The 24,739-nt window shown below is 70.2% G+C and carries 21 protein-coding genes; 13 read left to right on the top strand and 8 right to left on the bottom strand.

Annotated features, from left to right (window positions below):
• Positions 1-39 precede the first annotated feature (39 nt).
• Positions 40-684, top strand: a complete 645-nt coding sequence (locus tag JJ691_RS27110) for a TetR/AcrR family transcriptional regulator C-terminal domain-containing protein (protein WP_211762456.1) — start codon at positions 40-42, stop codon at positions 682-684.
• Entirely contained in the window at positions 677-3,376 is a 2,700-nt protein-coding gene (locus tag JJ691_RS27115; RefSeq protein ID WP_211762457.1) for a BTAD domain-containing putative transcriptional regulator, read from the top strand. The genes JJ691_RS27110 and JJ691_RS27115 overlap by 8 nt, the downstream gene beginning before the upstream one ends.
• 125 nt (positions 3,377-3,501) lie before the next feature.
• Here the strand turns inward: JJ691_RS27115 and JJ691_RS27120 are convergent, their stop codons facing one another.
• From JJ691_RS27120 to JJ691_RS27135, 4 genes are all read right to left on the bottom strand, one after another.
• Entirely contained in the window at positions 3,502-4,776 is a 1,275-nt protein-coding gene (locus JJ691_RS27120; RefSeq protein WP_211762192.1) for an ISL3 family transposase, read from the bottom strand.
• A gap of 128 nt (positions 4,777-4,904) precedes the next feature.
• Positions 4,905-6,257 (bottom strand): FAD-dependent monooxygenase, encoded by a 1,353-nt coding sequence (locus JJ691_RS27125; protein ID WP_211762458.1) that lies wholly within the window; start codon positions 6,255-6,257, stop codon positions 4,905-4,907.
• Between the two features lie 48 nt (positions 6,258-6,305).
• Positions 6,306-7,118, bottom strand: coding sequence for a hypothetical protein (locus tag JJ691_RS27130; RefSeq protein ID WP_211762459.1), 813 nt, complete (start codon positions 7,116-7,118; stop codon positions 6,306-6,308).
• Between the two features lie 390 nt (positions 7,119-7,508).
• The gene (locus JJ691_RS27135) at positions 7,509-7,877 is read right to left on the bottom strand and encodes a PadR family transcriptional regulator (RefSeq protein WP_184859814.1); all 369 of its coding nucleotides are present in this window, start codon (positions 7,875-7,877) and stop codon (positions 7,509-7,511) included.
• Between the two features lie 260 nt (positions 7,878-8,137).
• Here JJ691_RS27135 and JJ691_RS27140 point away from each other — a divergent pair, with 260 nt between their 5' ends.
• The 3 genes from JJ691_RS27140 (at position 8,138) to nagA (ending at position 11,177) form a co-directional block, all read left to right on the top strand.
• On the top strand, positions 8,138-8,872 hold the full coding sequence (locus tag JJ691_RS27140; protein WP_211762460.1) for a GAF and ANTAR domain-containing protein: 735 nt from the start codon (positions 8,138-8,140) through the stop codon (positions 8,870-8,872).
• A 158-nt stretch (positions 8,873-9,030) separates the two neighbouring features.
• A complete protein-coding gene (locus JJ691_RS27145) occupies positions 9,031-9,885 on the top strand; it encodes a hypothetical protein (RefSeq protein ID WP_211762461.1) in 855 nt (284 codons plus the stop codon).
• Positions 9,886-10,001: 116 nt separating this feature from the next.
• Entirely contained in the window at positions 10,002-11,177 is a 1,176-nt protein-coding gene (nagA, locus tag JJ691_RS27150; protein WP_306291316.1) for an N-acetylglucosamine-6-phosphate deacetylase, read from the top strand.
• A 72-nt stretch (positions 11,178-11,249) separates the two neighbouring features.
• Here nagA and JJ691_RS27155 read toward each other — a convergent pair whose 3' ends face one another.
• A complete protein-coding gene (locus JJ691_RS27155; RefSeq protein ID WP_211762462.1) occupies positions 11,250-12,662 on the bottom strand; it encodes an amino acid permease in 1,413 nt (470 codons plus the stop codon).
• Between the two features lie 127 nt (positions 12,663-12,789).
• Between JJ691_RS27155 and JJ691_RS27160 the strand changes: the two genes are divergently transcribed.
• From JJ691_RS27160 to JJ691_RS27175, 4 genes are all read left to right on the top strand, one after another.
• Positions 12,790-13,293 (top strand): PH domain-containing protein, encoded by a 504-nt coding sequence (locus tag JJ691_RS27160; protein WP_249227040.1) that lies wholly within the window; start codon positions 12,790-12,792, stop codon positions 13,291-13,293.
• Between the two features lie 67 nt (positions 13,294-13,360).
• Positions 13,361-14,920, top strand: a complete 1,560-nt coding sequence (locus tag JJ691_RS27165) for a PH domain-containing protein (RefSeq protein ID WP_306291317.1) — start codon at positions 13,361-13,363, stop codon at positions 14,918-14,920.
• Positions 14,921-14,950: 30 nt separating this feature from the next.
• On the top strand, positions 14,951-16,453 hold the full coding sequence (locus tag JJ691_RS27170; RefSeq protein WP_211762464.1) for a hypothetical protein: 1,503 nt from the start codon (positions 14,951-14,953) through the stop codon (positions 16,451-16,453).
• A 72-nt stretch (positions 16,454-16,525) separates the two neighbouring features.
• Positions 16,526-18,142, top strand: a complete 1,617-nt coding sequence (locus JJ691_RS27175; protein ID WP_211762465.1) for a DUF3558 family protein — start codon at positions 16,526-16,528, stop codon at positions 18,140-18,142.
• 71 nt (positions 18,143-18,213) lie between these two features.
• Here the strand turns inward: JJ691_RS27175 and JJ691_RS27180 are convergent, their stop codons facing one another.
• Both JJ691_RS27180 and JJ691_RS27185 read right to left on the bottom strand, forming a co-directional pair.
• Positions 18,214-18,498: a zinc-ribbon domain-containing protein gene (locus JJ691_RS27180; protein WP_249227041.1), complete on the bottom strand. Its 285-nt coding sequence runs from the start codon at positions 18,496-18,498 to the stop codon at positions 18,214-18,216.
• 42 nt (positions 18,499-18,540) lie between these two features.
• The gene (locus tag JJ691_RS27185) at positions 18,541-19,896 is read right to left on the bottom strand and encodes a serine hydrolase domain-containing protein (protein ID WP_211771746.1); all 1,356 of its coding nucleotides are present in this window, start codon (positions 19,894-19,896) and stop codon (positions 18,541-18,543) included.
• A gap of 75 nt (positions 19,897-19,971) precedes the next feature.
• On the opposite strand from JJ691_RS27185, the gene JJ691_RS27190 reads away from it, so the two are divergent.
• From JJ691_RS27190 to JJ691_RS27205, 4 genes are all read left to right on the top strand, one after another.
• Positions 19,972-20,943: a magnesium transporter CorA family protein gene (locus JJ691_RS27190; protein ID WP_211762466.1), complete on the top strand. Its 972-nt coding sequence runs from the start codon at positions 19,972-19,974 to the stop codon at positions 20,941-20,943.
• 139 nt (positions 20,944-21,082) lie between these two features.
• The gene (locus tag JJ691_RS27195) at positions 21,083-22,897 is read left to right on the top strand and encodes an anthranilate synthase family protein (RefSeq protein ID WP_249227042.1); all 1,815 of its coding nucleotides are present in this window, start codon (positions 21,083-21,085) and stop codon (positions 22,895-22,897) included.
• Between the two features lie 70 nt (positions 22,898-22,967).
• The gene (locus tag JJ691_RS53420; protein WP_249227043.1) at positions 22,968-23,315 is read left to right on the top strand and encodes a hypothetical protein; all 348 of its coding nucleotides are present in this window, start codon (positions 22,968-22,970) and stop codon (positions 23,313-23,315) included.
• 276 nt (positions 23,316-23,591) lie between these two features.
• The gene (locus tag JJ691_RS27205; protein ID WP_211762467.1) at positions 23,592-23,990 is read left to right on the top strand and encodes an NUDIX domain-containing protein; all 399 of its coding nucleotides are present in this window, start codon (positions 23,592-23,594) and stop codon (positions 23,988-23,990) included.
• Positions 23,991-24,006: 16 nt separating this feature from the next.
• Here the strand turns inward: JJ691_RS27205 and JJ691_RS27210 are convergent, their stop codons facing one another.
• Positions 24,007-24,660, bottom strand: a complete 654-nt coding sequence (locus tag JJ691_RS27210) for a TetR/AcrR family transcriptional regulator (protein ID WP_211762468.1) — start codon at positions 24,658-24,660, stop codon at positions 24,007-24,009.
• Positions 24,661-24,739: the final 79 nt, after the last annotated feature.

Genomic DNA, 24,739 nt, shown 5'->3' on the forward strand with positions numbered 1-24,739 from the left:
GGTAGACTGCTTCCGTCAAGGGGTGAGAAGGGGACGTGCATGCCGCTGCGACGGGAACAGGTGGTCGAGGCCGCGCTGGAGCTGCTGGACGAGGTGGGGCTGGACGCCTTCACCACGCGGGCGCTGACCGACCGGCTCGGCGTGCAGCGCGGCGCCCTGTACTGGCACGTCAAGAGCAAGCAGGAGCTGCTGGCCGCGGTCACCGAGCTGGTGCTGCGGCCGGTCTTCGCCGACGACGGCCGCGAGGGCGGTGATTGGGCCGACGACCTGACCGAGTACGCGCACCGGCTGCGGGCCGCCATGCTCGCCCACCGCGACGGAGCCCGGCTGGTCGCCGCGCACGTCACCGTCAATCAGTCGGGCACCGAACAGCTGGCCGAGAGCCTGGAGCGATATCTCCGCCAGGGCATCCCGATGCCCGTCGCCGCCCGCTGGGGCGACATCGTCTCCAGCTACGTGACCGGCTACGTGCTCCAGGAGCAGACCGCGCCGGCCGGGGACCCGTCGGCCGGCGCGGCGATGGAGCCGTGGTTCCCCGACGGCCACCCCAGCAGTGGCGAGACCTTCGCCGCCTCCGTCGCCACGATCATCCTCGGCATGCGCGCCGAAGCCGCCGCCCTCACCCCCGCGAGTCCCGCTCTCAGGCAACTGAATGTCGAGTTTCGGAACTCGACACATGGTTGACCGAGAGCGGGACTCGCGGGTGGTTGTGGGGGTGCTCGGTGAGCTGGAGGTTCGCGGGGCCGGCGGTGAGCGGGTCGAGGTCGGCGGGCCGATGCTGCGCCTGTTGCTGGTGCGGCTGGCCGTGGACGCGGGGCGCATCGTCACGACCGACCGGCTGATCGCCGACTTGTGGCCGGAGTCGGCACCGGCTGAGCCGGGGGCGGCGTTGCAGTCGCTGGTGGCACGGCTGCGTCGGGCGATCGGGCGGGCGGCCGTCGGCTCGCATCCGACGGGCTATCGCCTGGAAGTGCCGCCGACAGTGTTGGACGCGGCGGAGTTCGAGCGGGCCGTCGCCGAGGGCCGACCGCGGGAAGCGCTGGATCTGTGGCGGGGCAGCCCGTTCGCCGACGCCGGTGACGCGGAGTTCGCCCGGGCGCCGGTCGCGCGGCTGACGGAGTTGCGGGCCACGGCGATCGAGGCCCGGATCGACGCGGACATCGCGGCCGGGCGGGACGTGATCGCCGAGGTCGAGGAGCTGGCCGCGGCACAGCCGCTGCGCGAGGGCCTGCACGCGCGGCTGATGCGGGCGCTGACGGCCAAGGGCCGCCAGGCCGATGCGCTCGCGGTGTACGACCGGGTGCGCAAGCTGTTGGCCGATCAGCTGGGGGTGGATCCCGGGCCGGCGCTGCAGGAGGCGCATCTGGCGGCCCTGCGCACGACGTCGACCCGAACCAACCTGCCGGCCCGGCTGACCAGCTTTGTCGGCCGGGATCTGGAACTGGAGCAGGTGACGCGGGCGGTGGCCGGGGCGCGGCTGGTGACGCTGACCGGCACCGGCGGGACGGGCAAGACCCGTCTGGCGGTCGAGGCGGCGGAACGGTTGCTGCCCGATTTCCCCGACGGTGTCTGGCTTGTCGACCTCACGTCCACAGTGGACGTCATTGCGGCCACCCGGGAGGCGTTGAGCACCGCCGACCATCCCCGTGACTACCTGGCGGCCCGGAATTCCCTGCTGGTGCTGGACAACTGCGAGCACGTGATCGACGCGGCCGCCGACTTCGCGGCCGATCTGCTGACCCGGTGCCCGCGGCTGAAGATCCTGGCCACCAGCCGGGAGCCGCTGAGCATCACTGGCGAGACGCTGTGCCCGCTGCGGCCGCTGCCCGACCGCCAGGCCGTCGCTCTGTTCACCGAACGGGCCCGCGCCGTCAGCCCCGGCTTCCGGCCTGACGAGTCCATCGTGGACATCTGCCGGGCGTTGGACGGCCTGCCGCTGGCCATCGAGCTGGCCGCGGCCCGGCTCCGCTCGCTGACGCCGGCCCAGCTCACCGAACGGCTCGGCGACCGGATCGGCCTGCTGGACAAGGGAACCCGGGCCGCCCCGCAGCGGCACCGCACGCTGCGGGCGGTGATCGACTGGAGCTGGGACCTGCTCGACGAGGCCGAGCGCACCCTGCTCAGCCGACTGTCGGTGTTCGCCGGCGGGGCCACCCTGGAGGCGATCGAGCAGGTCACCTCGGGCACCCTGGACCAGCTGACGTCCCTCGTGGACAAGTCGCTGGTGGCGGCGGCCGAAGAGCGCTACCGCCTGCTGGAGACGATCCGTGAATACGCTTCGTCCAAACTGGACGGTGACGAGACCCGGCAGCGCCACGCCGAGTACTACACCGCCCTGGTCGAGCGGGCCGAGCCGCTGCTGCGCGGGCCGGAGCAGGCGACCTGGCTGACGCGGCTCACCGCCGAGCGGGCCAACCTGGACCTGGCGATGTCGCCGCGGATGTTCACCGCCCGGCTCTGGCTGTGGCTGGTGCTGGCCCAGTTGCAGGATCCCTTGCACTGGGCCGAAACCGTCGACACCGACGAGGCACGGCTGCTGCGGCAGCCCACCGAGGAGCTGCTGGACCGGCTGGCCCTGGAGGACGGCCCGGCGACGCTGGCCCTGGTCGTCGTGCGCAGCGGCGACAACAGCCGGCGGATCGGCGGCATCGCGGCCCGGCTGAGCGAGTCCGCCGACCCGTGGCGGCGGGCCGCCGGCGAACTGCTGCACGGCTACGTCGCCTCCGAGCTCAGCGACGGCGGCATCCCCCGCGCCGAGCGTCACTTCGCCGCCGCCGCAACGAGTTTCCGCGAGCTCGGCGACCAGGTCGGGCTCACCTACGCGCTGACGTTCCTGTCCATCTCCCAGGCCAGCCGCGGCGACAACGAGGCCGCCCTGGCCGCCGTCACCGAGGCGCTGGGGATGGGCGTCCATGTGCCCACGCTGCTCCAGGTCCAGTCCGCCCAGCTCCAGGCCCGCACCGGCGACACCGCCGGCGCCCGCGTGCTGCTGGAACGGGCCGAGCAGTCCACCCCGGCCGACGATCCCGTGTCCCTGGCCCGGATCCGCAACGCCCTCGCCGAGCTCGCCCGCCTCGACGGCCGGCTCCCGGAAGCCCTTTCCTGGCACCGCTCCGCCCTGGCCATCGACCATGCCGACGCCCCCACGCAGTTCCAGGCGCTGCTGCGGATGAACTACGCCCTCACGCTGGCCGCCCTGGGCCAGCGTGAGGATTCCGGCCGCCAGCACGAGATCGCCGTCAAGCTGGCGATGCGAACCAAGGACGCGCCGGCCCGGGCCGTGGTGCTGGAGGCCCAGGCGGCGTGGTTCGAGGACGGCGGCGAGCACGAGCAGGCGGCAGCGCTCCGGGCCAAGGCGGCCGAGCTGCGAGGCTGACGGCCGGCCCCGATGCCACCCCACCAGCCCCAAGCAATGCCACATGTGGTCCACATGTGGCCTCTGGAGTCGAATGTGGGCCACATGTGGCGAAAATGCGGCTCTTGGTAGGGATGTGTGGGTGGTTACCGGCCTGGCAGGGTCGGTCGGTAACCACCCAGAGCGAGCAGTGCCAGCGAGATCAGAGCTTCGGGGCGTTTGAAGCCGAAGGCCATCCGGGTGAGCAGCCGGATCTTGGTGTTGGTGGACTCGACCAGTGCGTTGGACAGCCCGTGATCGAGGCTGGCGTGGATGGCGGCGAGTTCGGCCCGGACGGTCCGCCCGAGCTTGACGAACTCCGGTATCCGGCACCGCGCGACCCAGGACAGCCACCGCCGCAAGGCATGCTTGCCGTCCTGGCCGCCGACCGCGAAGACGTACCGGAGCCCCTCTTTGAGCAGGTAGGCCCGATAGAGCCGGGGGTCGGCCTTGGCGATCCAGTCCAGCGTGACCTGCTGCTTGTCGGTGAGGTTCTCCGGGTTCTTCCACAGCGCCCACCGTGCTCGTTTGAGCCCTCGCGCCGCCCCGGCCGACGCGGCGCGGCCCCGGCGATCCCGACCACTGCCACCCGGACTGCGACGCAGGGCGTTCCACGCTTGGCGCCGCACCGCGTCCAACGCGTCAGTGGCCCACTTGACCACGTGGAACGGGTCGGCGCAGCGGATCGCGGTCGGGCAGCGCTGTTCGACCACGCGGGCGATCCAGGCCGCGGCGTCCGCGGACACATGGGTGATCTGCGCGCAGCGCGCGGGCCCCAGCAGCGTGAAGAACTGGGTCAATGTCTGTTTGTCGTTGCCGGGCGCGGCCCAGACCAGCCGCCCGGTGTCGTGATCGACAACGATGGTGAGGTACTTGTGGCCTTTCTTGTAACTGATCTCGTCGATCCCGATCCGACGCAACCCCGCCAGCCGGTCCACCTCGGCGTCGATGTCGGCCCGGACCCGGGTGATGATCGAGCCGACGGTGGGCCAGGCGATCCGCATCAGCTGCCGCACCGTGGTCTTCGAGCAGGTGGTGGCCAGCCAGGCCACGGTGTCGTCGAAGGCCCGGGTGTGTCCGGCGCCGTGACGGGCCCAGGGCACCGCGGCGACCACGACGCCATGCTCGGCACAGGCCACCCGGGGCGCGTCGGCTTCCACGACCGCGCGCACGGTCCCCAGGTCCAGCGCCCGCCATCGGCGTCGTCCCTGCCCGGTGTCGTACCCGGGGCAGCGGCGCTGGCAGATCCCGCATCGGCCACGATCACGCCTGCGGGCTCGGACCGAAGCGACGAACACCTGCTCGTGCTCGTCGAACGCGACTGTCTCCACGACCGCGGTGGGCAAGCCCAGCAGCCGACCCCATACCCTGGTAGAGGGCACGTCGTTCTCCGTCTATGCAGTTTCTGTTCCTCGACAGCTCAGAAACCTAGACGCTGCACCGGCGTGCCCTTCTGCTACCTGGGCATACCCACCCACACATCAGTACGAAGAGCCGAAAATGCGGGGGGCTAGAAGCGGTCCAGGTACTGCCGGACATCGGCGGGGTCGGTGGCGATCATGCCGAGGTAGCCGTCCGGGCGCACGACGGCGTAGCCGTGGTCGATGTCGTACGCGGGGGCATCGGTGACCGCGACGCCACCGGGGTAGTCGGCGCCACCGAACGTCAGGACGCTGAACTGCGGACCGCGCAAGGCATCGTGGATGCGCTGGGTGCCGGCGAGGCCGTCGGGGGCGCGGTCGCCGGCGCGGAGGGAACCCGCAACCGCCCGGGTGTCGACGGAGAGCTTGGAGTCGCGGTAGTGCAGACCGAGCTGCCGGAGCACGGGATCGCTGCGGTCCATGGCATCTTCGCTGCGTCCGATGCCGCGGTTGAACAGCTTGTTGCTGATGCCGAGCACGCCGGCGGCGATGGGCAGCCGCTCGTCCTCGTAGCTGTCGAGCAGTTCCTCCGACCCGAGAGCCAGCTTCCAACCGAGGTTGTACGCGTCCTGCACGCCGGTGTTGAGGCCCTGCCCGCCGGCCGGAGTGTGCACGTGGGCGGCGTCGCCGGCCAGGAACACGCGGCCGACCCGGTAGCGGTCGACCATCCGCACGTTGGCCCGCCACTGGCTGGACCACCCGACATCGGTGAGCGTGCAGCCGCTGACCTCCCGAACCAGCGAAGCCAGATCGGTCTCGTCATACCGGGTGGTGGTGAGCTGGAAGGTGTCGGTGCCGGCCATCGGGCACAGCGCCAGCACCGGCCCCTCGGCGTTGGTCCACATGTGCCAGTGGTCCCGGTCCAGCCCGTCGATCCTCACGTCGGCGATCTGGATCCGGTGCTGCTCATAGGTCTCGCCGACGAATTCGACACCGGTGGCCTTGCGCACGCCGCTGCGGCCGCCGTCCGCGCCGACCAGATACCGGGCCCGCACCGACCGGCCGTCGAGCACGGCGGTGACGCCGTCGTCGTCCTGGCTGAAACCCTGGAATTCGACGCCGGTTTCGACGCGACCGCCGAGTTCGGCCAGCCGGTCCCGCAGGATCGCGGTCGTGCGCCACTGCGGCAGCATCAGCGGATTCGGGTACGGCACGTCGGGACGCGCCGGCATGGTCGGGGCCATCACACGCTCCCAGGCGACCTCGCCGTCCTGGTATCCCCGCATGGGCGGATACGGCCCGCCGTGGGCGAAGGCGGCGTCGATCACGCCGAGGTCGGCGAACACCTCGAGGGTGCGGGGCTGGATGCCCTTGCCGCGGGAGCCGGCGAAGTCGCCGGGGTCGTGGTCGACGACGCGGTGCGCCACGCCGCGGCGGGCGAGGTCAACCGCGAGGGTCAGGCCGGTCGGGCCGGCCCCGACGATGAGGATCTCGGTGTCCATGGCCGACAATCTGCCGGGGCCCGCTGTCAGGCCACCGACAGCGCGCTGTCAGCGCTCTCGTCGCCCGGTGTCGACCAGGAAATCGTCGAACAGGCTGGGCAGGTAGGCCAGCAGCAGCCCCAGCGCGGAGAAGGCGCCGCCGACCGGGTTGAGCCGGGACAGCGCCCACGCGAAGGCGCAGCCCCGGTAGGCCGGCACGGGCGTGGCGACGTCGGTGAACCAGGTCAGGAACGGCACCCGCAGCTCGCGGATGCGCGGGTTGACCACCGGGCCGGCCAGCGCCAGCAGCGCGGTCGGCTCGTTGCGCATGGCCCAGCGGTACACCTGGGAGAACTGGTAGAACCGCCACTCGGCGGCCGACGGCGCGACGCCGAGGGTGCGGGCCAGGGCCACGCCGTGTTCGGTGGCGGCCTGCTCGGCCCGGCTCCACGCCGCGTCGTGCACGCTGCGCCGGTCCAGCTCGCCGTCGCCGAGTCGCCGTAAGTAGCTAGCCCATTCGGTCGAGCCGGGGTTGCCGAAGGTGTCGTCGGACAGGCCGAGCGCGATGGCGGTGCCGCGCTCCAGACCCTCCAGAATGGACGCGTCCACAATGGACATCCAGCTGCCCGGGTGCGCGAGTTCGCCGTCCCGGAAGAATTCGAGCACACCTTCGATGTTGCGCCATCGAGCTGGGTCGACGCCCAGCCGCCCGACCCACTCGGACTGCACGTCCCTGAGGAATTCGAGACGTTCGACCACGTGCATGTGGTCCAGCTCGGCAAGGGTGCGGCCGAGCGGGCGCGCCGGTGCTCTGCGGACGCGCGGGACCGCTCCCGGCGCGACCCGCGCACAGGTGTCGGTCATCACACTACGGGCGTACACCAGAACGACTCCCCGATCACAAGACAAGACAGCGCCTGAAAATCGTATCCGCCCCGAATGGGTGCTCTTGTCGTCACATCGGGCGAACCACTGCCGCCGACCAGCCGATCTTGGTGAACACGCAGGCCAGGCCGATCCGTCTAGTGTGGTCGGTCCCAGGGTGATTTGGGAAACTGTTGGCCCATCAGGGGAAGACAACCACTCACGGTGCGTGTTCAGTCACCAAAGGGCACCGATCGGCTCACGGTTGGGCCATCCGGGTTGACTCCACAGTGGACATCCGCATCGGCGCGCGGTGGCGGCCAGGCCGCCATCCGGCCTAAGCCAAGTGGCTCGACGCCAAGGGATTCACCGTCAAGAGTCAACGAACTCCCAGCGCTGAACGAACTCTCAGCGCTGGAAGCGATAGACCGCGGCGCCCCGGGAGTTCTCGGCCCGGCGCGCGTACCGGTGCAGGAACGCGTCGATGGACGCGCGGGTGCGGGTGAGCGCGGCGGCGGACTCGGCCAGCACCGCGGCGCCGTTGGCGGTCAGGTGGTACATCCGCCGGGCCGGTCCCGGCGTGGCGGTGGTCCAACTGGAACAGACCAGCCCGGCCCGCTCCAGGTTGCGCAGGGCCCGATAGATGCCGCTGGCGTCGTTGTCCACGCCGCACAACAGACGCAGCCGCTCGATGAGCTCGTAGCCGTGGTCGGGCCGCTCGTCGAGCAACAACAGCAGGCATGGCTGGACGAAGTTGCGCGGTTCCCCCTCGCGCATCAGGCGACTCCGCCCACTGAATTCATCCCATCCTCCGCGTCTAATTCTCGCCGTGACCCCGACCAAGGATAAAACTGAATGACTGCGCCGCACAGGGAGACCACGGCGTCCAATCGGGTACCGCCCGAGCCCTGTTCACCGGCATAATCGGGGAGGCAGCCGCCGAAAGGTAGAGTGGGCTCTGGTCCGACCGGAACAACCGCAACCCATTCGGCCTGATAACCTGCGGCGTCCCGACGCGACACGGGTACGGTTCAACGATGAGCGCGATCTCCCCGGCGCGGCTGGCGGAAACGTTCGCCCGCATCGCCGATACCCTCGTCGACGACTTCGACCACGCCGAGTTCGCGCGATTCCTGGCCACCCGCGCGCGGGAAACGTTGCTTGTGCCCGCAGTCGGCGCGGTTCTCGTCGATCTTCGCGGCCAGGCCCACATCGGGCACTCCGGGCCCGATCGGCTCGCCGCCTCGCCATTGTGGCCACTGCTGCGCGGCGACGGGCCGAGCATGGAGTGCCACCGCACCGGAACGGCGATCGTGGTGCCCGACACCGACCAGCGAAACAACCGATGGAACCGTTTTCTCGCCGAAGCCAGGGCGGCCGGCTTCGGCTCGCTGACCGCGGTGCCGTTACGGGTCCGGGAAACCACGATCGGGGCCTTGACAGTGCTGCGGTCCGAGCGCGGAACGCTGTCGGACGAGGACAACCGAATCATCGAGGCGATGGCCCAGGCGGCCGCCGCCGGCGTGCGCAGACTCGGCGAGCTGACGCAGGCGCAAACACTGGCCACGCAGCTCCAGACCGCGTTCAACAGCCGAATAGTGATCGAACAAGCCAAAGGCGTCCTGGCCGAACGGCACGGCAGCTCGGTCGACGGCGCATTCGGCGCACTTCGCGAGTACGCCAGGCGGCGCAACCTCCGGCTCACGGAGCTCGCGAACGGGGTGGTCACCGGATCGGAGCAGGTGCCGCCGCTGCCGCAGGCATCAAAGTGATCTTCGTCCTGATGGGTTGCGGCACTAATTCCACCGGTGCAAAGTTGACCCTGAATGGCCGATTTCACCGCGCATTGTCGCCGGCACTCGCCCATCACGCCGCTCCGGACCCTGGCGGATCACACCACTTGTCGTGAGAAGTTTCGGGGAGGTGCGTCTTGTCCGGGTGGGTGTCCGTCTCGGCCCAGCGGTCCGCATACACCGGTGAGCCGTTGAGCCGGGCCAGCGTCGCGGTCGGTGACCTGGCGGGCCACGGACTCGATTTGTGCTCCGCGAGCCAGCGACGGTTCCGCGCCCTGCTGGCCCTGCTGGCGTGCAACACCGACACCGGCGGCGAGAACCAGTTGACCCGGTGGCAACTCGATTGGTCGGTGGCCGGCCGCATCACCTATTCCCCCGAGCAGCACGCGCTGGTGGTGCTCACGCCCATTCCGCACCTGCTGGCCTCGGCCGCGCTGGTGCATCCGGATCCGGTGCGGCGCCAGGGTTTGCCCGGCCTGCGGCCGCTGAACGCGCATCCGGACGGGCTGTGGTTCCGATTGCGGCACGTGCCGACCCGCACGCTGCTGCGCATCGAAGCCGTCGAATCCGAGGGCGCGGCGGTGCATCCGCAGGTGCCGATCGCGTGGGAGATCGCCAGCCGTAGCTGGGAGATCCTGGCCGAGGAGGACATGGCGCTGCGATCGGTGCCGCCGATGCACGTGGACGCCGAGCAGCTGTTGGCCGCGGTGCTGGTGCGGTTGGGCACCGACGAGCCGGACGGGCGCTGGCACGTGGGCTCGACGTTGGCCCGCGCGCACAACCGGGGCGCGCCCTCGCCGCTGCGCTCGCTGTGGGGCCGGGGCCGGCACTGGCAGCTGGCCTGCCGGGACCGGGCCACCGTGACCGGGCTGTGCTCGGCGCTGACCGGCCCGGAGATCGGCCTGGCCGGGGCGGTGACGCTGGAGCGGACCCGGTCGACCGCGCTGATCGGCTACCGGGAGGCCACGCTGCGACTGGTCGGTCCCGGATGACATGCCGTTGCGCATAGTGCTCGTGTGCACGGCGTCGCTTCCGATAAGGTCTATACCAATACCGCCAAGCTGCCGTGGCGGCAGTCGGACCCTGACGCCTAGTCCCAGGAGGCACCGTGTACCTGCTGCGCCACGCCCGGCTCGTGTTGCCGGGGGGAGTCGTCGACGACGGGCGCCTCGCCGTCGACGGCGAATGGATCACCGAGCTGGGTTCCGGCGCCAACGGCGGTCCGCACCCCGACATCAAGGTCGTCGACCTCACCGGATACGTGGTGGTGCCGGGCTTCGTGGACATCCACGTGCACGGCGGCGGCGGCGCGTCCTTCGGCGCGGACCTCGAGCAGGCGCGCCGCGTGGTGGAGTTCCACCGCGGCCACGGCACCACCACCTCCATCGCCAGCACCGTGACGATGGCGCTGCCCGAGCTGGAACGGGCCGTGGAGGCGCTGTCCGGACTGGTGCAGGACGGGCTGCTGGCCGGGATCCACCTGGAGGGCCCGTTCATCAGCAAGGCCCGCTGCGGCGCGCACGATCCGGCGCTGCTGCGCGAACCCGAGGAGCAGGTCGTCGGCCGGCTGCTCAAGCGCGGTCACGGGGCCGTGAAGATGGTGACGCTGGCGACCGAGCTCACCGGCGGCCTGCGCGCGGTGCGGCAGCTGACCGACAACGGCGTGATCGCCGCCCTCGGCCACACCGACTCCAGCTACGAGCAGGCCCGCGAGGCCATCAACGCCGGCGTCACCGTGGCCACCCACCTGTTCAACGCCATGCGGGGCCTGCACCACCGCGAGCCCGGGCCGATCGCCGCCATGCTGGAGTCCGAGACCGTGGCCGTGGAGCTGGTCAACGACGGCCACCACCTGCACGACGCCGCCGTGGAGTTGGCCTTCCAGGCCGCCGGCCACTCCCGGGTCTCGCTGATCACCGACGCGATGAGCGCCGCCGGCGCCGGCGACGGCCGCTACGAGCTGGGCCCGCTGGCCGTGCAGGTGACCGACGGCGTCGCCCGGCTGGCCGACAACGGCTCCATCGCCGGCTCCACCCTGACCATGGACGCCGCCTTCCGCCGAGCGGTCCTCGTGAACGGCATCCCGCTGGAGCAGGCGGCCGTCGCCGCGGCCACCACGCCGGCCCGGGTGCTGGGCATCGACGACCTCGTCGGCTCCCTGGAGGTCGGCAAGCGGGCCGACCTGGTGGTGCTGGACGAGGGCCTGAACGTGGTCGGCGTGATGTCCCGGGGCCGCTGGCTCACCGACGTCCCCTCCCCCCTCACCACCGCCGACGCTCAGTGACCCCTTGATGCCGGGAAGGGGGCATTCCTGGCGTTGAACGCCAGGAATGCCCCCTTCCAACCAGCGAGGTGGTCACCGACCGTGTTCGACGGCGACCTCGCGGACGCGTTTGCGGACGGCGAACCAGCCGAGCACCAGCAGCAGCACCACGCCGGGGATCGCGTAGATCATGATCCGGCCGGCCGGCACGTCGAAGTAGCTCAGGGCCAGCACGATCACCAGGAAGCCCAGGGTCAGGTAGTTGGTGGCCGGGGCCCACGGCAGCCGGTAGGAGGGTCGCTCGATCTCCCCGCGCCGGGCCTTCCGCTGCAGCGCCAGGTTGCAGATCATGATCATCGACCACATGCTGAGGATGCCCAGCGCCGAGAAGTTCAGCGCGATCTCGAACGACTCCCCCGGCACCACCAGGTTGAGCACCACGCCCAGCACATACACGCAGGCGGTCAGCAGCACTCCCCCGTACGGCACGCCGCCGCGGCTCATCACGCCCAGGAACTTCGGCGCGGAGCCGGACGCGGACAGCGACCGCAGGATTCGCCCGGTCGAGTACAGGCCCGAGTTGACGCTGGACAGCGCCGCGGTCAGCACGACGATGTCCATGATGCCGGCGGCCCCGGGCACGCCCAGCGAGGACAGGAAGGTGACGAACGGGCTGACGTCCTTGTTGTACGAGCTGGACGGCATGAGCATCACCAGCAGCAGCACCGAGCCCACGTAGAAGATGGCGATGCGCCAGCCGACCGAGTTGACTGCCTTGGGGATCACCTTGCGCGGCTCGGCGGTCTCGCCGGCAGCCACGCCCACCATCTCGATCGCCGCGTACGCGAACACCACGCCCTGCAGGATCAGCACCGCCGGCAGCAGGCCGTGCGGGAAGAAGCCGCCGTTCTCGGTGATCAGCTGCGGCCCGGTCACGTGGCCGTCGACCGGGGTGCGGGAGACCAGCACCACGATGGCCGTCACCATGAAGCCGACCAGGGCCAGCACCTTGATCGCGGCGAACCAGAACTCCAGCTCCCCGAACAGGGTCACCGACACCATGTTCACCGCGAGCACCAGCACCAGCGCGCCCAGCGCCGGGATCCACTGCGGCACGTCCGGCCAGAAGAACTGCACGTACTTGGCCGCCGCGGTGACGTCGGCGACGCCACTGCAGGCCCAGTTCAGGAAGTACATCCAGCCGACGAAGAACGCCGACTTCTCGCCGAGGAACTCCCGCGAGTAGGACACGAAGGAGCCGGAGCTGGGCCGGTGCATCACCAGCTCGCCCATGGCCCGCACCACGAAGAACGCGAACACGCCGGCGATCGCGTAGACGATGGCCAGCGACGGACCGGCGGTGACCAGCCGGCCGCTCGCGCCGAGGAACAGGCCCGTGCCGATGGCCCCGCCCATGGCGATCATCTGCACCTGACGGCTCTTCAGGCCCTTGTGATAGCCGGCGTCGCCGTCGTCGACGGTGACGGTCTCCGTGGAGTGCGACATGTGGTCCCTTCGGCGGCGGATTACTCCGTTTGTAGCAGAGCCCCTCGGCAAGCGGTCCGTCACGGGGCGTCCGTGACATCTGTCCCGGGTGCACGGCTTGTCGGTGAGGCATGGTTTGCTCGTGGACGTGAGTGAGACGACGGGCGTGCGGCTGCGGGCCCCACAGCACCGGATCAGCCGAAAGGCCATTCCATACTGGACGGTGCGCGCGCTGCCGGGGTGGATCGTGCTGCTGGCCATCGAGGTGGCGGGGCTGGTGCTGCCCGCCAACCCGCCGGGCGCCTGGCTGGTCGTGGTGATCGTGGTGACCGCCGTGGTGGCGCTGGTCCACCTGGCCGTGATGCCGAGCTGGCGCTACCGGGTGCATCGCTGGGAGGTCACGCCGACCGCCGTCTACACCCAGTCCGGCTGGTTCGACCAGGAGTGGCGGGTCGCGCCGCTGAGCCGGATCCAGACCGTGGACACCGAGCGCGGTCCGTTCGAGCAGCTGTTCGGCCTGGCCAAGGTCACCGTGACCACCGCGTCGGCGGCCGGCCCACTGCACATCCACGGCCTCGACCTGGACGTCGCCCGGCAGCTGGTGGACGACCTGACCACCGCCACCGCGGCCAGCAAGGGTGACGCGACATGAGCGAGCTTGCGAGCGAATCATTCAACACAGGGCGAACATGGACATCGAGCGCCAGCGAGGTGCGGCAGTGAGCGAGTACCCGCTGGACGTCGCCCCGGCGCCGCCGCTGAACGAGCCGCCGGAGTGGCTGCGGCTCAACGGCTGGATGGTGCTCATCAAGCCGCTCAAGGAGATCGTCGGCGCCGCGGTGCCGCTGATCGTGGTGTTCGTGGCCGGCACCAGCACCCACACCTGGTGGCGCTGGCTGAGCCTGATCGGCGTGGGGCTGCTGATCGCGCGGGGCATCACGCACTGGGCCACCGCCCGCTACCGGATCACCGACGAGCAGGTCGAGCTGCGCTCGGGTCTGCTCAACCGGAAGACCAGGGCGGTGCCGCGGGACCGGATCCGCACCGTGGACATCACCTCGGAGTGGCAGCACCGGCTGGCCGGGCTGAGCGCGCTGAAGATCGGCACGGGTCGTCACGACAAGGGCAAGGACGACGAGCTGATCCTGGACGCCATCACCAAGGTCGAGGCCGAGCGGCTGCGCACCCTGCTGCTCACCAAGACCGCGGCCGTCCCGGTTGGACAGTCCGATGTGGACGCTGGGGCCGCGGGCCCGGCCCCCACCGAGACCGAGCTGGTCCGGGTGGACCGCCGCTGGACCTGGTACGCCCCGTTCACGCTGTCCGGCATCGCCGTCGTCGCGGCGGCGTTCGGCGCGCTCTGGCACTTCGCCAACGAGCTCAACCTGCGGCCGGACGACATCGCGATCCTGCACGACGCGCTCAGCCTGGCCGGCACGTCCTCGTTGTGGCTGCTGATCCCCGGCGTCGCGGTGGCGCTGCTGGTGATCGCCACCATCACCTCGGTGCTCGGCTACATCCTGTCGTACTGGAACTTCTCGGTGACCCGGGAGCAGCGCAACGGCACCCTGCACATCCGGCACGGCCTGCTCAACACCCGGTCGGTGTCGATCGAGGAGGCCCGGCTGCGCGGCGTCGAGGTGAAGGAGACGCTGCCGCTGCGCCTGGTGCACGGCGGGCGCGCTACCGCCGTGGTCAGCGGCCTGCGCACCGGTCGCGGCGACGAGCGCGCCGGTGGCCTGCTGCTGCCGGCGGCCCCGCTGGCCGAGGCGCATCTGGTGGCGGCCAAGGCTTTGCGCGAGCCGACCGACCCGACCACCGCGGCTCTCACCCCGCACCCCAGGGCCGCGCTGCGTCGCCGGCTCACCCGGGCCGTGCTCTCGGTGCTGGTGCTGGCGGCCATCGCGTGGACCGGCTCCCTGCTGGACATCCTCCCGTTCTGGGTGACGATCGTGTTCCTGGTGCTGACGCCGTTCTCGGCGTGGCTGGGCTACGACCGCTACCGCAGCCTCGGGCACACGCTGACCCACGGCTACCTGGTCACCCGATCCGGTTCGCTGGTGCGGGAAACCGTGGCGCTGCGCAGCGACGGCATCATCGGCTGGCGGGTGCACGCCTCGTACTTCCAGCGCCGGGCCGGGCTGGCCACGCTGGTCGCGACCACCGCCGCCGGGCGGGGCGGCTACCACGTGACCGACGCCGGCATCAGCCAGGCGCTGGCCTTCGCCGACGACGTCGTGCCCGATCTGGTCGCCCAGTTCCTGGAACCGGCCACATAGGACACAAGCCCGCTGTTAGGGTTCGGGGCCATGTCCTGGATCAGGGGGGTGGCCGCCGCGGCGGCCGTGATGATGTTGGGCGGCTGCGCCGGCATCGCCGGACAGGCGGAACCGCAGCTCGGCGCCCAGGCCGGCATTCAGCATCCGGCGGACCGCGACAACAACGCCGTGCTGGCCGGGCTGCGGAGACTGGACGCGTGCGCGTTGTTCGACGGCGCGCAGCCGGTGCCGCTCGGCCCGCACGCGTGCGGCTTCGTGCTGGACCCGAAGTCCCATGCCACACTCAAGGTGGCCGTCGGCCTCGACTCGCCCTTCAGCCGCCGGTGGACCTTGAACCCGATCAGCATCGGCGGCGCGAAGGCGTACTGGGCCACCGGCGAGGCCGGGTGCCAACTGGACATCCCGGTCAGCTTCACCAGTGCGGTGTACCTGGCCAGCGACACCAAGTCCTGCGATCCGGTCAAGGCGGCCGCCGCGACCGTGGTGGCCAAGCTGGGCAACCCGGACGCGGTGGCCGTGCCCGCGTCCCGGCCGCTGGCCGGCTGGGACGGCTGCTCGCTGCTCGACAAGGCCCTCGGCGGGCTCGACCCCAAGGCCAAGGTGCAGCAGGACGTGGTCGAAACGCCGTTCGACACGTGCAGTGTCGTGGACGCGACCCCGCGGACGCCGAAGGCCACGCTCGACATGCAGTACACCTCGGATCCGCTGTCCGGGCTGAACCGCACGCCCCGCCAGGTCGGCGACAAGACCGCCAATGTCGACGATCTCGGCTCGACCTGCGATGTGGCCTGGGCCGTCGGGCCTTCCGGTTCGGACCAGTCCCACAACACCGCCGTGGTGTCCGTGCGACTGAAGGGCTGCGACGCGGCGACCGCATTGGCCGTGAAGGTGCAGCAGGCACTGGCCGGCCCCACGCCCTCGAACGACAAGCCGCAGCGGCCGCTGGTGTACGGGGCCAACGACCCGGACACTGAGGCCGTCGGCGCCTGCGTGGACTTCCAGTCCCACGACGGCTCCTGCCGGCCGTACCAGCCGATCACGCTGCCCCGGTCGTTCTCGCAGTGGTTCGCCGCCGCCAACACCCAGACCTCCATCGCGTGCGCCATCTCCGTGGACGCCGTCCACCAGGTCTACGGCGACGCCTTCAAACCCGTGCTGTCCGGGGACTTCTGCTACTACGTCGAGCCGACCCACGCACTGCTGCTCAGCTTCGACGTCAGCACGGTGTACAAGCCCGGCGACTACGGGAACCGCCCCGACCTCTACGCCAACGTGCGGACCACCACCGTGTCCGGCAAGCAGGCCAAGACGTTCACCGACAGCATCAAGGGCGCCAAGCCCGGCCAGCCCACCTATCACGAGTACGACGTCTACGTCTCGCCGTTCAACGACCTCACCCGCAACGGCATGATCGCCGCTGAAGCCCAGGCCACCATCCCCCGCGGCGGCGGGTTCGGAGACCCCCTCGACGTCTCCCGGCTGCACGACCTGGACCAGGTGATGGCCAAGATCATCGCCAAATACGGGCCCTGAGCCGTCCTCCTTCCGGTGGTGCGATTCCCCGAACCGGCCACATAGGACAGATCCGGTGTTAGGGTCCGGACCATGGCTTGGACAAGGGGGATTGCCGCCTGCCCAGTGGGATTGACGCTGGCGGCATTGGCACTGTTGTCGTTGACGCTGGGCGGCTGCGCCACGACGGTCACGGGGCAGGCGTCATCGGTGTTGGGGGCGCAGGGCAGCGCGGCGAAGCCGCCGCCGGACCGTGACGGCAACGCGGTGTTCACCGCCATGCGCCAGCTCGACGCGTGCGCGCTGCTGGACGGTCCGGGCATGGCCGCCGCCGGCCTGCCCGGTAACGCGAAACAGACGCCGATCGCCCCGCACTCGTGCTCGTTCACGGTGGACCGGACGTTCAACGACAACGTCGAAGTCATCGTCGGCGACGACTGGAGCTTCGGTGCCGCCTACCAGGAGGCGCCGCTGACCATCGGCGGCGCCAAGGCCTATCTCCATGACCTCACTCTGTCCGGGCATTCCTCGTGTCAGGTCGACATCCCGGTCAGCTTCGCCATGGCGGTGCAGGTGCGGGCCGAGCCCGGCTACCAGTCCAAGACCAATTCCTGTGACCAGGCCAAGGCCGCCGCCACCACCGTGGTGGCCAAGCTGGGCAACCCGGACGCCGTGACCGTGGCGGCGTCGCGGCCGCTGGCCAACTGGGACGGCTGCTCGCTGCTGACCAAGGCGCTGGGCGATCTGGACCCGAAGAAGGTCAAGCTGGATCACGGGGACGCGCTCGCGCCGCTGGACGGCTGTTCGGCCAAGCGGGAGGACAGCAAGGACTCCTCGACGGACCTGGGCCGGGTGGACCTGAAGTACGACTCGGATCCGCTGACGGGCGCGAACCGCAAACCCCAGCAGGTCGGGGACAAGACCGCCAACGTCTACGACGGAGGCAACTTCTGCGACGTGTCGTGGGGCCTTGGCCCCTCGGGCTCACCGGAGAAGTTGAGCAACACCACCGTCGTCTCGGTGCAGCTGAAGGACTGCGACTCGGCCAAGGCGCTGGCGGTGAAGATCCAGCAGGCACTGGCCGGTCCCGCGCCGAGCGGCGGCAAGCCGCAGCGGCCGCTGCTCTACCGCCCCAACGAGCCGGACAACGACGGCGTCGGCGGCTGCCTCGACTTCTCCGTGCACGACGGCAATTGCGTGCCGTACCAACCGTTCGCGCTGCCGGCCTCGTTCAACGACTGGTTCCGCGCCTCCGACGCCCAGCCCTCGATCGGCTGCGCCATCGCGACCGACGCCGTCAAGGAAGTGTTCGGCGACAGCTACCACGCCGTGGTGTGGGGCCAGCACTGCTTCTTCGTGGAGCCGACGCACGCGCTGACCATCACCATCGACGTGGCCACGGTCTACTCGCCGGTGCGCTACGGGTCCGATCCGTCGCTGTACTCCAACATCCAGACCACCACCGTGTCGGGCAAGCAGGCCAAGACGTTCAACGACACCGTGAAGACCGCCAAGCCCGGCGAGCCGGCCTACGACGAGTACAGCGTCTACGTGTCGCCGCACAACGACATCAACCAGCCCGGCATGATCGCCGGCATCATCAAGGCCACCCCGGCCCGCGGCAGCAGCCAGGACGCCAAGCCGGACGTCAGCCGGCTCAAGGACCTGGACCAGGTGATGACCAAGATCATCGCCAAGTACGTGCACTGATCTTCCGTCATGAAGGGCCCCTTCCTCACGTTGAGCGTGCGGAAGGGGCCTTCATGACGACGAAAAAGCCGTCAGCCCAGGTTCTGCGGGAGCTGCTGCGGGGCCGGCTGCTGCGCGGCGGCGTGCTGCGCGACCAGGGCCTGTGCCTGCTCCTTGGCCAGCTCGCTGGCGTAGCCGCAGTAGGTGCACTGGAGCTGGTGGCGGCTGCTGACCGGGAACAGCGGGATGAAGAACAGCGTGAACTTGGTGGTGAACTTGCGCAGCGCGTGGGCCGCCGGGTTTCGGCAGTTGCCGCAGACCAGCATGGTCATCAGCAGCTGCTGCACGTATCTGCGGAAACCCCAGATCAACAACACGTTTCTCCACCCCTGTTTTCTCGAACCGAACGGACCGGGAGCCTACAGGGCGCGCCACCCGTTCGGGTCAACTCCACCGGGAATCTCGGCCGTGACGTCGTAGGGCTCCCGGCTGAAGACGAAGGTGCACACGTCCAGGTGGCTGATCGAGCCGTCGGCCCGGCGCACGATGCGCAGCGTCTCGCCCGCGTAGTAGCCGTCCAGGCCGATCCAGGTGTCCTTGCCGGTGGGCCGGAACCGCGATCCGCGCCCGCCCGAGGCGATCGGCGTGAGGCTGATCCAGCCGTCGTGCATCAGCCGCAGCGACCGCGGCGCCGGGCCCCAGTACCAGGTGCCGGTCAGGGCCAGTAGCTCCTGGTCCACCGCGGGCAGCGGGCGCCACTCGGCCGGCAGGCGCGGCTCCAGCGTGGAGACGATGTCGATCAGGTCCGCGCACAGGCCCGGCACGTCCACCCCGGAGGTGGAGTTGGCCATCGCGATGCCGGCCGTGCCGGTCGCCGGGTCCGTCCACACCGTCGCCACGAAGCCGGGCATCGAGCCGGTGTGCCCGGCCAGCCGGCGGTTGCGGTTGCGCATCAGCTGGAAACCCAGGCCGTAGCCGCTGGTCCACTGGTCGGCGTCCTCGACGACGGCCGGTTCCCGCATCTCCGCGACGGTGTCCGGGTGCAGCACGTCGCCGGTGTCGCCGCCGACGAACCGGGCCCAGCGGGACAGGTCGGTGAGCGTGGACCACAGCTGGCCGGCCGGGGCCATGGCGATCGCGTCGTGCGCCGGCTCGGGCAGCAGCACGTCCGCCCACGGGTGCACGGCGAAGCCCTCCGCGTGCGGCGCCTGCGGCATCGGCGTCGTCCGGGTCATGCCCAGCGGCTCCAGCAACTCCGTGCGCACGGCGTCCATCCAGCTCACGCCACGCAGCCGGGCCACCAGCTCGCCGAGGGCGCCGTAGCCGAGGTTGGTGTAGTGGAACTTGCGGCCGGGCCGGTACTTGATCTCGCCCTCGGTGACCCGGTCGGACAGCTCCGGCCACTCGACGCCGGGCGTGCGCTCCCACCACTGGCCCGGGGACTCGGCGGTGAGGCCGGCCGCGTGGGCCAGCAGCTGAGCCACGGTCACGTCGCCGAAGGCGGTGCCTGGCACGTACTTGCCGTACGGGGCGTTCAGCTCGACCTTGCCCTCGTCGCGCAGGCGCATCACCAGCGCGGCCACGAAGGTCTTGGTGATGGAGCCGATGCGGTACTGCGTGTCCACGCCCGGCGCCTCGCCGCCGACCCGGCCGCGGCCGCCGCTCCACACCATTCCGCCGTCCCGCACCACCGCCGCCGCCAGTGACGGCGCGCGCTTGGTGGCCTGCTCGGTGGCGACGCGCTGCAGCAACGCGCGTTCGGTCGTGGGCAGCAGTGGTTCTGTGGGCACGCGCCTGGTCCTTTCCCATACGTCGGCAGAGCGGCGGAGCGGGCCGTTAGCCTGGCGGGCATGGCTCGCACCCGGCTCTACCGTAACGGCGTCCTGGCCGCGGAGGACTTCAACCCCGCGGAGATCTCCGACCACCTGGCCGAACCAGGGGTGGCGATGTGGCTGGACATGTGTGAACCGGACGAAGCGGACCTGGCCACCATCAGCGAGGAGCTGGGGCTGCACCGGCTGGCCGTGGAGGACGCGGTGCACGAGCACCAGCGGCCCAAGCTGGACCACTACGAGTCACACCTGTTCCTGTCGGCCTACTTCGCCGCCGTCGACCCCGAGACCGAGCGGCTGCGCACCAGCGAGATCTCGGTGTTCATCACGCCCGCCGCGCTGGTCACCGTGCGCAAGGACCCGAACTTCGACATCGACCAGGTGGTCCAGCGCTGGGAGACAAACGCCGACCTGGCCAAGAGCGGCGTCGCTTTCCTGCTGCACGGCGTGCTGGACTTCATCGTGGACAGCCACATCGACGCCGTGCAACTGCTCGACGAGCGCATCGAGCAGGTGGAGGAGGCGCTGTTCGCCGAGCAGGTCGACCTGCAGCCGCTGCAACGGCGGTCGTACCGGCTGCGGCGCAGCCTGATGGCGCTGCGCAAGGTGGCCGGGCCGATGCGAGAGGTGCTGGAAGGCGTGCAGCGGCACGGTTCCCACCTGGTGGACCGCACCATGCGGCCGTACTTCGGGGACGTGCAGGACCACGTGCTCAAGTCGACCGGCCGGATCGAGTCCCTGCGGGACCTGGCCGCGACGCTGCGGGAGACCGAGCTGACCGTGCAGAGCAACCAGCTCAACGTGATCATGAAGAAGGTGACCAGCTGGGCCGCGATCATCGCGGTGCCCACCCTGATCACCGGCTACTACGGGCAGAACATCACCTATCCCGGCATCAACACCGACTGGGGCTTCTGGGTGTCGACGCTGGTGATCATCGTGGCCTCGGTCGCGCTGTGGTGGTCCTTCCGCCGGCGCGGCTGGCTGTAGTACGGTGGTGGCGTGCACGCGCGTCAGAACATGAACTGGTGGCCCGTCTCCTAGACGGCCCACCTCCTGCGCGCACCCCGCGGCCGTCTCATCCGAGGCGGCCTTTTGTTTGCCCGCTTCGGTTGCGACGGCCTTTCCCGTGAAAGGACCACCGACCGTGCTGCTGGACCGGATCACCTCTGCCTCGGCCTACGCCCTGCTTCGCCGCTCCCCCGACGCCGTCGACGTGCTCGTCGGCGACGTCGTCGAAGTGCCGTCGTTGTCGGAGATTCCCTTGTCCGACAACGAAGTCCTGGCCATCGTGCCGTACCGACAGATCGCCGAGCGGGGCTTCGAGTGCGTCGACGACGGCGCTCCGCTGCTGGCCCTGCTCGTCCGCGAGCGGGAAACCTGCACCATGGACGAGGTACTGGCCCGCGTCCCCGACGTTCCGTTCGAACTCGCCGACGCCGGCTTCGACGTCGACGACGCCGCCTACGGCGAGATCGTGCGCAAGGTGCTCACCGAGGAGATCGGCCAGGGCGCCGGGGCCAACTTCGTCATCAAACGCACTTACACCGCAACGATTCCCGCCTACACGCCGGCGACTGCCCTCGCGGTCTTCCGCCGCCTGCTACTCGCCGAGAAGGGGGCCTACTGGACCTTCCTGGTGCACACCAGCTCGCGCACCTTCGTCGGCGCCACCCCCGAGCGGCACGTGTCGGTCGACGACGGCATCGCCATGATGAACCCCATCAGCGGCACCTACCGGCATCCCTCCGGCGTCGCCGACCGGTCGGAGCTGCTGGCCTTCCTGGCCGACGGCAAGGAGACCGACGAGCTGTACATGGTCGTCGACGAGGAGCTGAAGATGATGGCCCGGGTCGCAGCCCGGGGCGGGCGGGTGCTCGGGCCGTACCTGAAGGAGATGTCCCGGCTCACCCACACCGAGTACCTGCTGGCCGGTCAGACCACTGTGGATGTTCGGGATGTGCTGCGGGAGACCATGTTCGCCCCCACTGTCACCGGCAGCCCGCTGGAGAACGCCTGCCGGGTCATCGCCCGCTACGAGCAGCGGGGCCGGGGCTACTACGCCGGCGTGCTGGCCCTCATCGGGCCCCACGGGTCCTCTTTGGACGCCCCCATCCTCATCCGCACGGCCGATATCTCCACTGACGGCCACCTTCAGGTCTCCGTCGGCGCCACCCTCGTGCGCGATTCCGTGCCCGAGAACGAGATCGCCGAGACCCACGCCAAGGCCGCCGGCATCCTCGCCGCCCTGCACGGACAGTCCACTCCGGACTCTGCCGCCGAGTCTTTCGCCGACGACGTCCAGGTTCTCGCCGCTCTGGCGTCCCGCAACGACCGCCTGGCCCGCTTCTGGCTGGAGCCCCGGGAACTCGCCGCCGGCCCGTTCGCCGGCAAGCGGGTCCTGGTCGTCGACGGCGAGGACACCTTCACCGCCATGCTCTCCCATCTCCTTCAGGCTCTCGGTTTCGCTGTCACCATCGTTCGCCACGACTCCCAGCCGGTGCTCTCCGGCTACGACCTCGTCATCGCCGGTCCCGGCCCCGGCGACCCCCGTCAACACACCTCCCCCAAGATCGCCGCCCTGCGCGGGATCGTCCGCGATGTCCTGGAATCCGGCACTCCCCTGCTGGCCATCTGTCTCGGCCACCAGGTCCTCTCCTCGCTGCTGGGCCTGGAGCTCATCCGCAAACCCCAGCCGTACCAGGGCATGCAGCGTTCCATCGACCTGTTCGGCCAGCACGAGCGAGTCGGCTTCTACAGCACCTTCATCGCCGTTGGCTCCGTCCCCGGGGTCGAGATCGCCGCCGATCCTTCGAGCGGCGAGATCCACGCCCTCCGCTCTCGCGGCTTCGCCTCCACCCAGTTCCATCCCGAGTCCGTGCTCACCGAACATGGCATCGCCATCCTGGAGCGCCTGCTCACCGATCTGTTGCCGACTACGTAGTTCCGCCGACGCCCGGGATCACCCGCCCCATAGCATTGCGCATCGCCGCGACGAGAAGGGTTCCCACCACATGGCTGACGCGACCGCCCCCGACCTGCCCGACAACTGGGGCCGCTGGGGAGCCGACGACGAACTCGGCACCCTCAACCTCATCACCGACGACGTGCGGGCCCGGGCCGCCGCCGAGGTGCGGACCGGTCGGTGGGCGTCGCTGGCCCAGCCGATCACCCCTAACCCCATGATCAGCAGTCCGTTCGCGCCCACCACCGTGGACGTCTCTCCCGTGCAGCGGATGATGTCCCACACCGGCTCCGCCCTGTGCGCAGAGCTCCGTCGCCACACCTTCATGCCCACCATCGCCTCGCCCCACATCCACGGCCTCACCGGCATCGCCGTCAACCCCATCGCTCGCTTCTGACGGCGCAGGCTCAAGGGCGGGTCGGGCCTGTGTGCTTTCTCGGCCCCACCCGCCCTCCCTTCCATCCTGCGATGGCGGTCCTCGTCGCCCCAGGAGTTGTTGGATCACCGCATAGCGCACTGCACCGTGGATTCCGTAGGTTCAGGGACGAGCTGCGCCGCAGCGCGCGGCGCTTGGTCCGACCGGGAGGCGGCCGTGGCGGAGCTCAAGGCACGACGTCGTGAGTGATCGAGACAAGTTCCAACCGGCCGATTGACCGGCGGAGGGAGTTGAGTAGTGGCTGGCTCATCCCGGTGGATCACGCACGGCACACGGCGGGTCTACGCCTCGCCGTGGTTCGCCACGGAGCGGTGGGGCTGGGAGATTCCCGCGGGCTGGACGGATGACGGCGAGGAGCCGGCGGAGGCGGCGCGGCGGGAGGTGTTGGAGGAGTCGGGGTATCGCGTGGCGACGGTGGAGCCGCTGATGACGTACACGCCGATGTCGGGGATCAGCTCCCAGGTGTACCGGGTGTTCCTCGCAAGGGGTGCGGTGCTGGTGGGCGAGCCGGAGGTGGCGGAGGCGGACCGGGTGGAGTGGGTTCCGGTGGCGGAGGTCGCGAAGCTGATGGTCGCCGGACAGATGCCGGACGGACCGTCGGTGACGGCGTTGGGATTCTTTCTCGCCACTCGGTGACGGAGTCCCTAAATGGTCAGCCCAACGTGGCGATGCCGGCGAGAAAGATGTCGATGCCGGCGAGGAACTGGGCGCGGTCGTCGTGGTCGCGAACCTGGGTGGCAGCCTTGTGCATGAAGGGGAACTGGGCGGGGTCGAGCTGTGACCAGCGGGCGGCGACGGCGCTGAGGGCGGCGGATCGGGAGGCGGGGGTGCGGGTGTTGGTGGCGTTCTGGCCGGCGACGCCGAGGACGTAGTTGAGCAGGGCGCCGGCGGCGTCGAAGAGGGAGGGCTCGGGAACGCCGAGGGTGTCGAGGAGTCGGCCGACGCGTTCGTAGACCTGGAGCAGGGCGGGAAGCCAGGGCTCGCGGGCGAGTTGGGCGCCGCCCCAGGGGTGGGCGTCGATGGCGTCGAACAGGCCAAGGGCGATGGCGCGCAAGGAATCCCGAGGCTCGGCGTCGGTGATGACGCCGGCCATGACGCGCGAGAGGACGTCGTCGGTGGCGGCGGCGAGCAGGTCGCCCTTGTCGGCGACGTGGTGGTAGATCGCGCCGTAGCCGGTGCTGAGGCGAGTGGTGAGCGTGCGCAGGGTCAGGGCGTTCTCGCCGCCGCTGTCGAGCAGGTCGACAGCGGTCCTGATGATCACCTCCCGGGACAGGCCGTCGGCACGTCGCTGGGTCTTCTTGGCCACGGGCCTCATTCTGCCATGTTTGGATCGGCGATCCAAAGCCGTGCTAGCGTGATTGGAGCGGCGATCCAAACGGAGGAGA

Origin of the sequence: Kutzneria sp. CA-103260 (assembly GCF_018263855.1) — a bacterium.
Classification (GTDB): domain Bacteria; phylum Actinomycetota; class Actinomycetes; order Mycobacteriales; family Pseudonocardiaceae; genus Kutzneria.